16 protein-coding genes are annotated in these 14250 nt (G+C 66.8%); 5 read left to right on the forward strand and 11 right to left on the reverse strand.

The window, feature by feature from the left end:
* Positions 1-235 precede the first annotated feature (235 nt).
* The 8 genes from A5691_RS07080 to A5691_RS07110 all read right to left on the reverse strand — a co-directional run bounded on the left by A5691_RS07080 (position 236) and on the right by A5691_RS07110 (position 7250).
* A complete protein-coding gene (locus A5691_RS07080) occupies positions 236-799 on the reverse strand; it encodes an amidohydrolase family protein (protein ID WP_156669854.1) in 564 nt (187 codons plus the stop codon).
* 144 nt (positions 800-943) lie between these two features.
* Positions 944-1633 (reverse strand): TetR/AcrR family transcriptional regulator, encoded by a 690-nt coding sequence (locus A5691_RS07085; RefSeq protein ID WP_067747503.1) that lies wholly within the window; start codon positions 1631-1633, stop codon positions 944-946.
* 117 nt (positions 1634-1750) lie between these two features.
* A complete protein-coding gene (locus A5691_RS07090) occupies positions 1751-2188 on the reverse strand; it encodes a nuclear transport factor 2 family protein (protein WP_068017178.1) in 438 nt (145 codons plus the stop codon).
* Positions 2185-3408, reverse strand: a complete 1224-nt coding sequence (locus A5691_RS07095) for a CaiB/BaiF CoA-transferase family protein (protein ID WP_067747501.1) — start codon at positions 3406-3408, stop codon at positions 2185-2187. The genes A5691_RS07090 and A5691_RS07095 overlap by 4 nt, the downstream gene beginning before the upstream one ends.
* A gap of 25 nt (positions 3409-3433) precedes the next feature.
* Positions 3434-5029, reverse strand: coding sequence for a GMC family oxidoreductase (locus A5691_RS07100; RefSeq protein ID WP_067784109.1), 1596 nt, complete (start codon positions 5027-5029; stop codon positions 3434-3436).
* 240 nt (positions 5030-5269) lie between these two features.
* The gene (locus tag A5691_RS07105; RefSeq protein ID WP_067747497.1) at positions 5270-5503 is read right to left on the reverse strand and encodes a hypothetical protein; all 234 of its coding nucleotides are present in this window, start codon (positions 5501-5503) and stop codon (positions 5270-5272) included.
* 46 nt (positions 5504-5549) lie between these two features.
* Positions 5550-5690: a hypothetical protein gene (locus A5691_RS27865; RefSeq protein ID WP_156669853.1), complete on the reverse strand. Its 141-nt coding sequence runs from the start codon at positions 5688-5690 to the stop codon at positions 5550-5552.
* An 84-nt stretch (positions 5691-5774) separates the two neighbouring features.
* Entirely contained in the window at positions 5775-7250 is a 1476-nt protein-coding gene (locus A5691_RS07110; RefSeq protein WP_067747495.1) for a DUF4185 domain-containing protein, read from the reverse strand.
* A gap of 394 nt (positions 7251-7644) precedes the next feature.
* On the opposite strand from A5691_RS07110, the gene A5691_RS07115 reads away from it, so the two are divergent.
* The 5 genes from A5691_RS07115 (at position 7645) to A5691_RS07135 (ending at position 13088) form a co-directional block, all read left to right on the forward strand.
* Positions 7645-7866, forward strand: coding sequence for a hypothetical protein (locus A5691_RS07115; RefSeq protein ID WP_068266505.1), 222 nt, complete (start codon positions 7645-7647; stop codon positions 7864-7866).
* A 331-nt stretch (positions 7867-8197) separates the two neighbouring features.
* Positions 8198-9610, forward strand: a complete 1413-nt coding sequence (locus tag A5691_RS07120) for an MFS transporter (RefSeq protein WP_082950179.1) — start codon at positions 8198-8200, stop codon at positions 9608-9610.
* Positions 9611-9866: 256 nt separating this feature from the next.
* Positions 9867-11093: an acetyl-CoA acetyltransferase gene (locus A5691_RS07125; protein ID WP_068017184.1), complete on the forward strand. Its 1227-nt coding sequence runs from the start codon at positions 9867-9869 to the stop codon at positions 11091-11093.
* Between the two features lies 1 nt (position 11094).
* On the forward strand, positions 11095-12609 hold the full coding sequence (locus A5691_RS07130) for a carotenoid oxygenase family protein (protein WP_067747481.1): 1515 nt from the start codon (positions 11095-11097) through the stop codon (positions 12607-12609).
* Positions 12609-13088 (forward strand): VOC family protein, encoded by a 480-nt coding sequence (locus A5691_RS07135; protein WP_067747479.1) that lies wholly within the window; start codon positions 12609-12611, stop codon positions 13086-13088. The genes A5691_RS07130 and A5691_RS07135 overlap by 1 nt, the downstream gene beginning before the upstream one ends.
* Before the next feature lie 4 nt (positions 13089-13092).
* Here the strand turns inward: A5691_RS07135 and A5691_RS07140 are convergent, their stop codons facing one another.
* The 3 genes from A5691_RS07140 to A5691_RS07150 are packed head-to-tail and all read right to left on the reverse strand — an operon-like array spanning position 13093 to position 14235.
* The gene (locus tag A5691_RS07140; protein WP_067747477.1) at positions 13093-13527 is read right to left on the reverse strand and encodes a hypothetical protein; all 435 of its coding nucleotides are present in this window, start codon (positions 13525-13527) and stop codon (positions 13093-13095) included.
* 41 nt (positions 13528-13568) lie between these two features.
* Complete coding sequence (locus A5691_RS07145; protein WP_067747475.1) at positions 13569-14042, reverse strand: SRPBCC family protein; 474 nt, start codon at positions 14040-14042, stop codon at positions 13569-13571.
* A 4-nt stretch (positions 14043-14046) separates the two neighbouring features.
* Positions 14047-14235 (reverse strand): antitoxin, encoded by a 189-nt coding sequence (locus A5691_RS07150; RefSeq protein ID WP_067747473.1) that lies wholly within the window; start codon positions 14233-14235, stop codon positions 14047-14049.
* Positions 14236-14250 lie beyond the last annotated feature (15 nt).

Here is a 14250-nt window from a genome sequence, read left to right on the forward strand (position 1 = left end):
TTGTGCCGATGTGGGATCCGGAATTGTGCGCGGCCGAGGTGCGGCGTCTGGCCGACAAAGGCTGCAAGGCCATCAGCTTCCTCGAGGCGCCGCACGCTTTCGGCTTCCCCAGCTTTCACAGCGAGCACTGGGACCCGATGCTGACCGCGATGTCGGAGACGGGCAGCGTGCTGTGCATGCACATCGGGGCCAGTGGCGGCCTGATCACGCTGGCGCCTGACGCTCCGATCGACCATCACATCATCCTGCCCACCCAGCTCACGCTGATGGCCTTGCAGCCTTTGTCGGCCAGACGCCGCACCTCGGCCGCGCACAATTCCGGATCCCACATCGGCACAATGCCGATCGGGATGAACCGGCCCGGATGCGATCCGCACCACTCGTCGACGTGCCAGTCGTTGTAGGCCTTCAGCATGATCAGCGCGAGGTCCTTGTCCGCCGCCTCGCAGAACGTCCGCGCGTTGAACCCCGCCATGGTCGGGAAGTTCATCGACGCGAGGACGCCCCCGGCGTCCATGTCGCGCACCCGCAGGTTGACGTCGTAGCAGGCGGGCCGAATCTCGGAGAACACGCCGGGGTTGAAGCCCCATTCCTCTTTGGGCCACGTGACCACCGCGCACATGCCGAACGGCGTCGAGGTCTCGATGCCCTGAAATACCCAGCGATCAATGCCCTCCGGGCTGCGCTCGACCTTTGGCGCCTGGTCCGCCCACTTCTGGGGGACATGACCTTTGAACATATCCGGCGGCTCGATCACGTGGTCATCGATGCTCACCAAGATCATGTCGTCAAGATTCACCGCAAACTCTCCTCGCAGTCCGATTCGGTGTATCCGCTAGAGAAGAACACCGTTCTCATGCGAGGCTAGCCGACGCCGTAGCCTCAGGCAATGCTTGCGGTACCCAGTGCAGATCTTGTCCGGGTGCGCGCCTTTCGCGCCCGGTCAGGGCCGGGTAAAGGCGGTTTCCAAGAAGGTCCAGAACTGGTCGAACGCGACGTTCTCGCCCACATAGAAGCCGAGCACGCGCGCCTGCAGCATCTCCATCGTCGTGTGCAGCAAGATCGACGCGATCGTCGAATCATCCAGCGGCGGGCTGCGCATACCGGCGTCACGGCACGCGGCAAGCAGCTCGGTCAGCGCTCGGTGCTGGGGCTGCAGCAAGGCCGAAAGCTCGGCCGGACGGGTTTCGCTGAGCCGCTGATGAAAGCTGACCAACGAGCGCTGCAACAGTGGCGGGGCCGGATCGGACGCCAACCACTCGGCTTGCATGAAGGCCCGAAGGCGATCCACCGGGTCGGTGCCCGCTTCGGCGACCGCGGCCAGCTGCCGCTCAAGGCCGCCGAGCGTGGCTTCTTCGTAGATGGCCAGGAAAAGGTCGTCGGTACCGCTGAACGATTGGTAGAAAGACCGCAGTGACATGCCGGATCGTTCGACGACCTTTCGGACGGAGAGATTTTCCGCGCCTCCCTCACTGAGCAATTCCAGCGCGATGTGCAGGAACCGGTCGCTGCGCGCCTGAGCCCGTTTGCGCACATCCTCGGTCGCCCGCTCCGTCGAGCGCACCCGCCAGCGCGACTCCGGCCGTGGCGCCGACGTCAACCAGGCCGACACGTCGGTTCCCGATTTGCTCACACACCACAGCGTAGCGAGCCGGCGTTTCCATTAGCCGATAACGTTGGCCTCGGCCAACGGATACACGCAGTGCTCATGATGAGAACATGTAGTGACTTCGATGACGCACGGGGCCGGTCAGGTGCGTTGTTCGGCTGTTGCCGCCGGCCTGGCAAGGGTCTGCACGCGGCGATCGGTGAAGCGCCACACCCCGTCGGATCCGCGGGCCAATCTATCCAGGTAGCGCCCCGCCAGGGCGATGACCGTCGCACCTTCCTGACCGCTTCGGTCCAACATGGCCCAACCACTCACAGCGCTCGCACGGTCGCCGTCGACGGTGATGACGGGATCGACGACAGCATGCAGGGTGCCAGGGCGGTCGGTGGGCCGCAGACCCGCCCACAGCGCCGCCAGCTCGGCGCGGCCCCGGTAGGTCCGTCCCATCGCGGCGAACGAACAATTCTCGTCGAACAATTCGAGCAGTTCATCGGTCGCGCCGCTGTCGAGTAACGCGCAGTAGCGCTCGATCACCCCGCGGATACGCAGCTCGTCGACCAACGCGTCGGCGGCGGTCACGCGACGACGCCCTTGACCTTTAGGTCGATGATGTCGTCCCAGTCCATGCCGAGGTCGTCGGTCAAAATCGCGTCCCCGTGTTCATTGAAGTCGGGCGCGCGTCGCGTCGGTGCCGACTCCTCGTCGAACTGGACGGGCGTGGCCACCAGCGGGTGCTTCTCACCCGAGGCGGCCTCGGCCTGAACCACATACCCGTTGGCGATGACCTGTGGGTCGGCGGTCACCTCGATAGAGTCCTGCACCGGCGCCCACTGGCCACGGAAGTCGCCGAGGCGTTGCTTCCATTCGGCCAGCGGCGCAGAGGCGAACCGCTCGGCGAGGATCGACCTCGCGACGGGGCTGTTCGCGGCGAAGCTTGCGACATCGGCGAACCGCTCGTCATCGACCAATTCGGCCAGGCCCATCACCCGACAAGTCTCGGGCCAGTAGTGGAATCCCTGCAGGCACGCCAATTGCAACCAGTGCCCGTCCGACGTCTGGTAGGTGGCCACCAGCGGGTTGCCCACATCTGTGCCGACCGGGAACTGGCCCCACGGATGGTTCAACTCGTGCGACAACGCGATGGCGGCCCCCATCGCCCACATTCCGGTGGCGAGAAGCGACACGTCGACAACCGGCGGCTGGCCCGTGCGTTCGCGATGCAGCAGTGCCGCCGAGATGCCGCCCGCGATGGTCATCGCGCCGATCGAGTCGCCGTACGCGGGCGCGGGTTGGCCCGGAATCGCCTCGAATTCAACGGGTTTGGCCCCGTAGGCGACCCCGGCGCGGCACCAGTATCCCAACACGTCATATCCCCCGCGATCGGCGTCCGGGCCGCGCGAGCCGAACCCTGATCCACGGACGTAAACGATGTTGGGATTGGCGGCCCGGATGTCGTCGACGTCGATGCGCAGCTTGGAACGCACCGCGGGCAGCTTGTTGGTCAGGAAGACGTCGCACGTCGCCGCCAACTTGTAGAGGATGTCGACGCCTTCGGGCGTGCTCAAATCCAAACCGATGCTTCGCTTTCCGCGATTGGAGTGTTGCAGCAGCGGATGCCATGCACCACCGTCGAGGCCCAGGTTGCCGGTCGACATGATGCCGCGCATCGCGTCGCCGCGCTCGGCGGGTTCCACCTTGATCACGTCCGCGCCCCAGTCGGACAGGATCGCCGAAGCCGCGGGAACGAAGGTGTGCTCGGCGACCTCGAGGACGCGGATCCCTTGCATCACAGCGGTCATGGCAACTGTCCTAACTGTCGATCGGTCATCGGTCCTCGAGGATCATTTCGGCGGCCCGCCAGGCCATCGCCATGATGGGGCCGTTGAGATTGCCGGCCACCATCGTCGGCAGGATGGACACGTCGACGACGCGCAGCCCGGGCACCCCACGCACACGCAGGCGGGCGTCCAACGGGTCGGATTCCGCCGGGCCCATCGCGCACGCCCCGGACGCGTGATACCCGGCGCCGCCGTAGAGCAGTCCCGCCCGCAGGATGCTGTCGTCGTCGTCGACCGCGGGCCCGGGTTCGATCTCGGAAAAGATCATGTCGGCCACGGGATGCTGCTCGACGATGTCCCGCATGCGCCGGAACATTGCCACCGATACCCTTTTGTCGTAATCGGTTTCGAGGTATGCGACCTCGACGCGCGGCGGCTGACTGGGATCGGCCGATCGAATCCGCACCGAGCCCTGACTGGTCGGCCGCAGAACGAAGCCCAGGAGGGATAGGCCCGCCCGGCCTTCGATGCCCCCGTCAACGGGCCCGACACCCAACGAGAAGGGTGTCATGAGCACTTGCGCGTCGGGCCGTTCGCTGGCCGGGTCGGCGCGGATGAAAGTGAGCATGTCGTAGGCGGCGGTGCCGATCGGCCCCTTGCGGGTGGTCAGATAGCGCAGCCCCGCGCGCGCCTGGCCAACGGGGGTGGACAGAAACCGGTTGTATCCCTTGTTCTCGTTGAGCCGCATCTGCAACGGTATGCACCGGTGCTCGCGCAATCCTTCGCCGATTCGCGGGCTGTCCACCCTGACGTCGACGCCGGCCGCGGTCAATACTTCTTTCGGCCCAATCCCCGACAGTTGCAACAGCTTCGGAGTTGCCAAACTCCCGCACGAGACGATCACCTCGCGGGAGGCCCGAAGCTCCTGCTTGCCCTTGGCCGAACTCACCTCCACACCCACGGCGCGATCGGATTCGAAGACGATTCGTTGGGCGATTGCGCCGGTCAGCACCGTGAGGTTGGGCCGCTTCATAGCGGGGTGCAGAAAAGCCCTCGCGGAGTTGACTCGTTTACCCTTCCGCATCGTTGCCGCGGTGTACCCGGTGCGCTCCTCGTCGGAGGCGTTGATGTCCTCGACCCGCTTGATGCCCAGAGTGGTCGCGGCATCCATCAGCGCCTCGGAGACCTCGTCGTGGGTGTTGATAACGCTGACACCGAGGGGGCCGCCGGCGCCGCGGACCGCGGAGGGGCCCAGACTGTGATCCTCGATAGTCCGGAAGACGCGCAGCATCTGGTCCCAACCCCAGCCGGGATTGCCGCGGGCGACGATATCGTCGTAGTCGGCCGCCTGCCCCCTGTTGTAGACCAGCCCATTGATCGAACTCGACCCGCCGAGCAGCTTGCCCCTGACCCAATGCTCCTGCTGTCGGTGCGGCCCAAACGGTTCCACGTCGTATTCCCACACGTAGCGCGGGTTTTTCATCAAGAACGCGAAGCCCTTGGGCATTGACACCAACGGGTTGCGGTCGGTGCCGCCAGCCTCGAGGAGCAAGACTTTGTTGCCGGGGTCGACACTGAGCCGATCTGCCAATACGCACCCCGCAGACCCGCCGCCCACCACGACGTAGTCGAACTCGCTCACCGTCAGCCCTTCCGAGTCGGCGTACTCGCTGCACGAGAACAGTGTTCTCAGCAGAGTAGCCTCGGCGGTTCAGCGACGGAAGTACCTCAGCGAATCCCTAGCGTCGAGGCGGCGCTGCGCGCGCCTGACGATTGAGATGATCGGCAGCAATTCTCGAACCCGGTGGCATCGTCACGGGGCGAGCTCGTTGCGTGTTGGTGTAGTCGGTCTGGGAACCGGCAAGCCGTTCGGCCGCAAGGCCTACGGTCGAATGCCGTATCCCTCGCCGTCGTCGGCCAGGTAAGTGACGTCGTACCACCGCCTCGGCGGCCGGACGGTGGCGTCGTACTCCTCGGTCGGGGTCGCCCGCTCCAGCCGGACGTCCGTCAACTGCGGATTGTTCGCGCGGACATAGTCTTCCAGCTCAGCGAGCAACGCGTCGCCGGTCAGACTCGTCTCCGCGAGCGCCCTCGCTTCGCGCTTCGCCCAACTCACGCGTCTATATTGCCCCGGCCCTTGCGGCCGGCCGCGACGCGCTCGGCTATGTGGCCATCCGCCCGTCGAGCAGGATGCCAAGGCGAACGGCGCCGTCTCTGCGGTGCACACCCTCGATGCGCACCTCGATGTCTGGCCGCCGTGGCTTGCCGGCGGTCGACGTGGCCGGGTTCTCGAAGGTGATCATCGCCGATCTCCTCTCTCGCTGGGCCCCCGCTTTCTTCAGGGTGCGCCTGCTTTGCCGACTATTCGGGGTGCGACACGGTCACGATTAGGGCAAGACGGTGTGCATCAGCATCACGTCGTACGCCGACCACAGCGACAGGTTGAAGTAGAGGTCCCGGCCCGACGACCAGGGGTGGATCATCGGCGCATAGATGCCGCCGGGCATTGAGAACGACGACACGAGCGGTTGCTCGGGGCTCCACGGTCCCTGCGGGGCGGGCGCGGTCCGCGCCACCACGTCGTTGCTGCCGCCGTTGGTGTAGAGCACCAGGTACTGCTTCAGGTAGCTGTTGTACTGGGCCGACATCTCGCCCACCGGGCCGGGGAAGATCGGCGTCGCCGCGCCCGGGTTGTTGGGGACCCAGCGGCCGCCCTCGTCGCCGTTCCAGTACTGATATTTGGTGAGGTCGGGCAATTGCCCCGGTGGCACTCGCGACAGGAATGCGGCGCCGCCGCGCCCCGAAGGGGTTCCGAACTGGTAGAGGTAACCGTCGTTGCCCTTCATGAACGCACCCATTTGGAAGTTCTCATTGCCGGGGGTGAACCCGGCTCCCGGGATGGCGTCCGCGGAGGCCGTCCGGATCGAAGTCGGGAAGATTCCCCAATTCTGGCCATTGTCATTGGACCTGGCGATCGCCGAGTAGTTCGTGGACCATTCGCCGTCGCGGCCCCACTGCCGGATGGACATGTAGCTCATGTACTGCGTCCGGCCGATCGAGATGCCGGCGGTCGGGATGATTCCCGTCTCGTGCGCGGCCTTGTGGATCGTGTTGACGACCTGCTTGGACAGGCTTGTCGTCCACACCGGTGACCCGGAGTACCGATCGTTGGGGAGGCCGTCCGCGATGTGGATGCCGTGCGACAGGTCATGGTCCGAGCTGCGGAACAACGTGTTGTAGCGCCACTGCTGGCCCTTGACTTTGCAGTAGCCGAAGGTGTCCCCGAACGCCATCAGAACCTGGCGATTCATGGGATCGCCGTTGTCCCAGGCGATCCCGAGGTCGGTACCCGAGATGCTGAAACGCTGCAGGGTCTTGTTCGGGCCATCGGGCCCGGTCACCCAGTCGACGAGCGACGTGGGCGCGCCCGCGATCGAGGGCGGCGGTGGCGCCGGCTGCGGCTGCGGGACCGGGGCGGCGTTGGGCTGCAGCTGACCGGCGTTCGGTGGCTGCGGCAGACCGGGTACGGGCGGATTGGGCCCGGGCGGGAGGACCTCGGCCTGGGGTCTCATCGGGGCGACCTGGCGACCCGGAGTCGTCGGTTTGAGGAACTGGGAGATCAGCGGGCCCAGCCTGGGCAGGGGTGCCTGGTCATTCGTGTGCGTCGGCCGGCGTCCGGTCGGCGGCTGGACGACCGGCTGGGGTGCGGGCATCGCCGGCGGCGCGACGGGCGGCTCCACGTTCGCTTCCGGTGCGCCACACGGGGTGGCAAAAGCCATCGGCGCGGGCCCGACCACGAAGACGAGTCCGACTGCGGCCGCCGACGCCATCGAGAGCGACACACTTCGAAGAATCGCCGACATGTAACACCTTTCGAGCGGCGGGACACCGCATTGACGTCCGCAGTTGGCTCATGTGACGATAGTGATTAGAGCGGTTGTTGTGACTAGTGATGCGACGATAGGTATCCATCCGTGACCGTGTCGCAACGCGGCCGATCGCACGGGAATTGCGCGTATCGACCGATTAGCTCGCGCACCTTCTGGGCTAACGCCATCACCCTGCGAGCCGGCTGCCGTTTTCCGCAGTAGACCGCTCGGAACTTCCCGTAATCCATGGCGGTCGAGCGACGTTCTCGCCTTGTTTGCAGGTGTTGCCGGCGCCGATTTCGGTGTTATTCTTCCGTGACATGTTGATCCGTATAACGGGTTTAAGTGATTCGCTATGCGGACCTTGTCTTCGAGCAGGGAGGTCCTGATGAAAGACCATCGCAACGCACTGCTGACGATCGCCGGCGTTTCCGTCGCCGCGGCGGCTTGGCTGGGCCACGGCGCCGGTCCCGCCATGACCGCGGCACCGGCGGGCACCGAAACCCAGGCGCCCACCACCACGCCCACCCCGCTCACGACCCTGGCGCCGCCGTCGACTCTCTCCGCGCCGCCGGCCCCGTCGGCGCCACCGGCACCGCCGCTTCCGTAACGATCGTCGGCGATGCGAGTGGCTTCGCGCCGCTCAACCGAGCGCGTGCCCGCCCGCCTCTGAGCGTCAATCCGGTCGCGACGTCCGGCCACCCCAACTTGTCGCTGTGCGGCGGCGGGCACTCCCGCCTGTGCCCGTTTCGTCGTGATTACGGGACCCGTGAGCCGGACGGCCGCGACGGGCGCACGGGCGGGAGACCGTGCGTCGAGCGTCCTCGCCAGGTACGCTCCGATCCGCCAGCACACCCGCCGTCGCCGCGGTCTAGCAGTAACGCCGGTCTCGGCAAACTCGGTCGGCGCCCCGGGTGGGCGGCCCGCCGAGGAGGGCGACCATGAGTGACCGTAATGGCCTGCGTGGCAACCTATTCGAAAGCCAGGCGTATCTGCGCCGCGTGGTCGCCGCATCCATGGCCGGCACGGTCGTCGAATGGTACGAGTTCTTCCTCTACGGCACCGCCGCAACCCTGGTCTTCAGCAAGGTGTTCTTTCCCCGCGGCGGCAACGAACTCGACGCGATCCTCGCCGCCTTCGTGACCTACGCCGTCGGCTTCGCCGCCCGCCCGCTCGGTGGGATCGTCTTCGGTCAGCTCGGCGACCGGTACGGCCGCAAGAGGCTGCTGCAGCTCAGCCTGTTGTTGGTCGGTGTCTCCACGTTCGCGATGGGGTGCCTGCCCAGCTTCGCCCAGATCGGGTACTGGGCCCCGGCGCTGCTCGTGGTGCTGCGGTTCGCACAGGGCTTCGCCGTCGGCGGCGAGTGGGGCGGGGCGGTCCTGCTGGTCGCCGAGCACAGCCCGACGTCCAGTCGCGGCTTCTGGGCCAGCTGGCCGCAGGCCGGCGTGCCGGGCGGAAACATGCTGGCCACCGTCGTGCTGCTGATTCTCACCTCGACGCTGTCGGACCGGGCATTCCTGAGCTGGGGCTGGCGCGTCGGCTTCTGGTTGTCCGCGATCGTCGTGCTGATCGGCTATTACATCCGCACCAAGGTGACCGACGCGCCGATCTTCTACGAGGCGCAACGGCAGCTGGAGCGGGTCAGTACCGCCCGCGTCGGCGTGGTCGAGGTGTTAAAGCGTTACCCACGTGGCGTTTTCACCGCCATGGGCATGCGGCTCGGCGAGAACACGATGTACTACCTCGTCGTCACCTTCTCGATCACCTATCTGAAAGTCCACGTGCACGCCGACACCAAGACCATCCTGTGGTGGCTGCTGGTGGCGCACGCGGTCCACTTCGTCGTCATCCCGCTGGCCGGACGACTCAGTGACCGATTTGGCAGGCGCCCAATCTATTTCATCGGTGCGATCAGCGCGTGCACCTGGGGCTTCTTCGCGTTCCCGATGATGAACAGCGGCCGTAACGCCGTCATCTTGTCGGCGATCGTCCTCGGCCTGGTGATTCACGGCCTCATGTATGCGGTCCAGCCCGCGGCCATGGCCGAGATGTTTCCCACCCGGATGCGCTATTCGGGGGTGTCGCTCGGCTACCAGGTCACCTCGATCGTGGCCGGTTCGCTGGCACCGATCATTGCGGTGCGCTTACTCCAGACGTACAAATCCGCGGTGCCGATCTCCTGGTATTTGGCGGCGACCGCCGCGGTGAGCGCCGTGGCCGTCGTCACCGCCGTCGAGACGAGGGGCATAGACCTGGCGGCAATCGACCTGGCCGACGCCCGCAAACACGGCGGCATCACGGCAGGTCAGCCGGACGGACCGGACCCCACCGAGCTCGTCCCCGGGGCCGTCTGAGCCGCGGGTGGGCGCGGCACCCAAGCGGTGGCCCCCCATCGAACAGGCCAGGAGGTTGACTTCACATGTTTGTCGTCCGCGGTACGGGGCAATGTTCCATGAGAGGCGCACGCGTCGGCCGGCCTTCGCGTTCGCCTAGGTCCCGTCGGTTCAGCCCGAGAGCCGACGGGGCCGCCCCATCTTCGGGCACCCCGTTCACCCCGCCCCCTCGCGGACAGACCTCAACGCCGAGGCGATCCAGGAGTACCGTGCGCGTATGGATGGCTCGACGGACGTGTGGATCCTGGGCGGCTGGCAAACCGACTTCGCCCGCAACCTGAACAAGGAGGGCCGCGACTTCGCCGCCCTGACCGCCGAGGTCGTCGAGGGCACGCTCGCCGCCGCCAAAGTGAACGCCGCCGACATCGAAGTGGTGCACGTCGCGAACGCGTTCGGCGAAATGTTCGCCGCCCAGGGCCACCTCGGCGCGATGCCGGCCACGGTCTGCGCCGACCTCTGGGACACCCCCGCGTCCCGGCACGAAGCGGCGTGCGCGTCGGGCAGCATCGCGGCGTTGTCGGCGATGGCGGATCTGCGGTCGGGCGCCTACGACACCGCCCTGGTGCTCGGCGTCGAGCTCGAGAAAACCGTGCCCGGCGACACCGCGGCCCAGCATCTGGGGGCCGCCGCCTGGACGGGTCACGAGGGGGCCGGCGCCCGCTACCTGTGGCCGTCGATGTTCGCTCAGGTCGCCGACGAATACGACCGCCGCTACGGCCTGGACGACGCGCACCTGCGGGCGATCGCGCAGCTCAACTTCGCGAACGCGCGGCGCAACCCGAACGCACAGACGCGCGGGTGGACGGTCCCCGACCCCATCACCGACGACGACACCACCAACCCGATCACCGAGGGCCGGCTGCGGCGCTTCGACTGCAGCCAAATGACCGATGGCGGCGCGGGATTGGTTCTGGTCGGCGACGCCTATCTGCGCGCCCATCCCGATCCGCGGCCCATCGGCCGCATCGACGGCTGGGGACACCGCACGGTGGGACTGGGTCTGCGGCAAAAGCTCGACCGGGCCGCCGACGACCCCTACGTGCTCCCGCACGTGCGGGCCGCCGTGCAAGACGCGCTGCGGCGCGCGCGGCTGGCCCTCGACGACCTCGACGGGTACGAGGTGCACGACTGCTTCACACCCAGCGAGTACCTGGCGATCGACCACATCGGCCTGACCGGCCCGGGCGAGTCGTGGAAAGCGATCGAGAACGGCGAGATCGAGATCGGCGGCCGGCTGCCGATCAACCCGAGCGGCGGTCTGATCGGTGGTGGCCACCCGGTCGGGGCGTCGGGCGTGCGCATGCTGCTCGACGCGGCCAAACAGGTCAGCGGCGCGGCGGGCGAGTACCAGGTCGACGGGGCAAAGACCTTCGGCACCCTCAATTTCGGCGGCAGCACCGCCACCACGGTGAGTTTCGTTGTCAGCACGGCAGCAGGTGTGTGACATGGACGTCGCGATCGTCGGCAAGTTTCTGTCCACGCTGCCCGAGGACGACGACCACCCGTACCGGACCGGACCGTGGCGTCCCCAGACCACCGAGTGGGACGACGACGACCTCACCGCGGTGGAGGGGGAGATCCCGCGCGACCTGGACGGCATCTACCTCCGCAACACCGAGAACCCGCTGCACCCGGCGCTGAAGACCTACCACCCGTTCGACGGCGACGGCATGCTGCACATGGTCGGCTTCCGCGACGGAAAGGCGTTCTACCGCAACCGTTTCGTACGCACCGATGGCTTCCTGGCGGAGAACGAAGCCGGCGAGCCGCTCTGGCCGGGGCTGGCCGAGCCGGTGCAACTGGCCAAGCGCGAAGACGGCTGGGGCGCTCGCACCCGGATGAAGGACGCGTCGAGTACCGACGTCATCGTGCACCGGGGCGTGGCGCTGACCAGCTTCTACCAGTGCGGCGACCTGTACCGAGTCGATCCGTGTTCGGGTGAGAACCTGGGCAAGGAGACCTGGAACGGGCGGTTCCCCACCGATTGGGGCGTGTCCGCGCACCCGAAGGTCGACGCCAAGGCCGGTGAGCTGCTGTTCTTCAACTACAGCAAGCGGGACCCGTACATGCGCTACGGCGTCGTCGACCAGAGCAACGAGCTGGTCCACTACGTCGACATCCCACTGCCGGGGCCGCGCCTGCCCCACGACATGGCGTTCACCGAAAACTACGTCATCCTCAACGATTTCCCGTTGTTCTGGGACCCCGCCCTGCTCGAGCACGACGTGCACGTGCCGCGCTTCTTCCCGGACATCCCGTCACGCTTCGCGATCCTCCCCCGCCGCGGCGGGCCCGCCGACATCCGATGGTTCGAGGCGGACCCGACCTTCGTGCTGCACTTCGTCAACGCCTACGAAGACGGCGACGAGATCGTGCTCGACGGATTCTTCGAGGGTGACCCTTCCCCGGCCGACACCGGTGGGTCGAAGTGGGACAAGCTGTTTCGCTTCCTGGCGCTCGACCGGCTGCAGTCGCGGCTGCATCGGTGGCGGTTCAATCTGACAACCGGCGCCGTGCGGGAAGAACGGCTGTCGGACTCCATCACCGAGTTCGGCACCATCAACCCCGACTACGCCGCGGGCAACTACCGCTACGCCTACGCCGCGACCGGCAAACCCGGTTGGTTCCTGTTCGACGGGCTGGTCAAACACGACCTGCAAACCGGAAGCCAACAGAAATTCGCCTTCGGCGAAGGCGTCTACGGAAGCGAGACGGCGATGGCGCCGCGAGTCGGTGCCACCGGCGAGGACGACGGCTACCTCGTCACGCTCACCACCGACATGAACGCCGATGCCTCCTATTGCGTGATCTTCGACGCGGGCCGGATCGCCGACGGGCCGGTGTGCAAACTTCAACTGCCCGAGCGCATCTCGAGCGGTACCCATTCGACGTGGGCACCCGGCGCACAGCTGCGACACTGGAACACCGCCGAGTCGGCGGCCGGAGCGGTCGGGCTGTGATGGCGCACAACCCCCGCCGCACCACGCACTGGCCCCCGCAGCTCGCGCCGATCGGCGGGATCCGGTTCGCCCGCCGGTCGTCGAACTTTCAGGACACGGTGCGGTTCTACCGCGAACTCGTCGGGCTGCCGCTCTTCGAGACGTTCGGCGAGAGCTACGGCAGCAACGGCGCCATCTTCGGCCTGCCCAGCTGGAACCTGACCCTGGAAATCGTGGAATCCGTCGAGCCCGTCGCGGTCGACCCGCACGAACAGCTGTGCCTCTACTTCCCCGACCGCCGGGCGCAGCAGGAGGCGATCGCACGGCTTCGGGCCGCCGGGCACGAGCCGGTCGAACAACATCCGTACTGGGAGGCGACGGGCGCGTTCACCTACCGCGACCCCGACGGCCGCGAAATCGTGTTCGCGCCCTTCGTGTTCGGCGTCAACGAGCCCAGCGAGAGCGCCAGCTCGGGCAAGCACGAGTTCCCGTCGCCCTGAATCCTCAGCGGCCGGACCGTCGGGAAGCCAACGCCGTGATGACCGCCGCGATCGAGCACACCACCGCGCACACCGCCGCCACCGCGCCGACGTAGAGGCCGTACTGCGCCGACACCGGCGGATTGACGTTCAGCTTGTAGTACCAGGCCGTGAGCGCGACGATCAGCAGCGAGATCAACAGTGCGCCAACCGAAGCCAGCCGCACCGACAGGCCGCGGCCGACCATCGCGCCGGTGACCAGCAGCGCCGAGGACAGCAGCACGATGAGCTGACCCGCGCCGAACCCGCGCGGAAGTTCCAGGTTGCCGTGCGCGCCCCCGATGGCGTTGGCCCAGCCCCCGCCGTTGACGGCCGTCGTCAGCCACGGCAGCCACGCACTGGCCGAGATCACCAACGCGAAAAGCGCCACCAGCCACCCAGGACGCAGCCGGCGAGTCATGCTAGCGAGATTAACCGACTCGGGACCGGTGGCCGAGGCGATCAGCGGTGAACGCCGCCGTGTCCATTCATGCCGGGATCGGGCCGGGTGAACACCGTGACGAAGTTCTCCAGTGACGTGTTGATGTCGCCCCGCAGGGCGGCGGCGACGATCATCCCGATCGGGCCGAACAGCGCCGGGCCGCCGAGGTGGACGTCGAAGCTGACGATGGAGCCCTCCTCGGCGGGCTGAACCTTCGCCATCAGCTTGACCTTCACGCCGCCGACACCGTCCCCGTTGAGCGTCATGCCCTCCGGCGGCTTGTACCGCACCACCGTCCATTTGATCCGGTTGTACATGCCCTTGACTTCGACGATCGACTCCACGACCGTGCCCTTGTCGATGTCGTCGGGCAGTTTGCTGCGCCACACCCGGTGAATGGTCAGCCAGTCCTTGTAGCGGGACAGGTCGGAGGCATGCTTCCACGCCACCTCGGGTGGCAACGGGACATCGATGGATCCGGAGAGTTTCGCCATGAGCTCAGTTCTGGTCGTCGCCTTTTGCCGCGGCCTCGGCTGCCTTCTTGGCTTCTTCCTGCACTTTGTGGATGGTGTCGGAGTACTTGCCCTGCGTCTTGTCGTCGACGAACTCGCCGGCCTTGTCGATCGCCGTCCCGACCTTGTCGGCGTTCTGCGACAACAGGTCTTTGGCCTTGTCGAAGAATCCCATGCACCCGTCCTTTCC

It is taken from the genome of Mycobacterium sp. E183 (assembly GCF_001667735.1).
Lineage (GTDB): Bacteria > Actinomycetota > Actinomycetes > Mycobacteriales > Mycobacteriaceae > Mycobacterium.

Bases quoted from the DNA above. Each gene is read 5' to 3' on its own strand.
- A5691_RS07115 (WP_068266505.1), top strand. From the start codon at position 7,645: ATGAAAGACCATCGCAACGCACTGCTGACGATCGCCGGCGTTTCCGTC.
- A5691_RS07145 (WP_067747475.1), bottom strand. From the start codon at position 14,042: ATGGCGAAACTCTCCGGATCCATCGATGTCCCGTTGCCACCCGAGGTG.
- A5691_RS07130 (WP_067747481.1), top strand. From the start codon at position 11,095: ATGGACGTCGCGATCGTCGGCAAGTTTCTGTCCACGCTGCCCGAGGAC.
- A5691_RS27865 (WP_156669853.1), bottom strand. From the start codon at position 5,690: ATGATCACCTTCGAGAACCCGGCCACGTCGACCGCCGGCAAGCCACGG.
- A5691_RS07095 (WP_067747501.1), bottom strand. From the start codon at position 3,408: ATGACCGCTGTGATGCAAGGGATCCGCGTCCTCGAGGTCGCCGAGCAC.
- A5691_RS07110 (WP_067747495.1), bottom strand. From the start codon at position 7,250: ATGTCGGCGATTCTTCGAAGTGTGTCGCTCTCGATGGCGTCGGCGGCC.
- A5691_RS07125 (WP_068017184.1), top strand. From the start codon at position 9,867: ATGGATGGCTCGACGGACGTGTGGATCCTGGGCGGCTGGCAAACCGAC.
- A5691_RS07150 (WP_067747473.1), bottom strand. From the start codon at position 14,235: ATGGGATTCTTCGACAAGGCCAAAGACCTGTTGTCGCAGAACGCCGAC.
- A5691_RS07120 (WP_082950179.1), top strand. From the start codon at position 8,198: ATGAGTGACCGTAATGGCCTGCGTGGCAACCTATTCGAAAGCCAGGCG.
- A5691_RS07140 (WP_067747477.1), bottom strand. From the start codon at position 13,527: ATGACTCGCCGGCTGCGTCCTGGGTGGCTGGTGGCGCTTTTCGCGTTG.
- A5691_RS07135 (WP_067747479.1), top strand. From the start codon at position 12,609: ATGGCGCACAACCCCCGCCGCACCACGCACTGGCCCCCGCAGCTCGCG.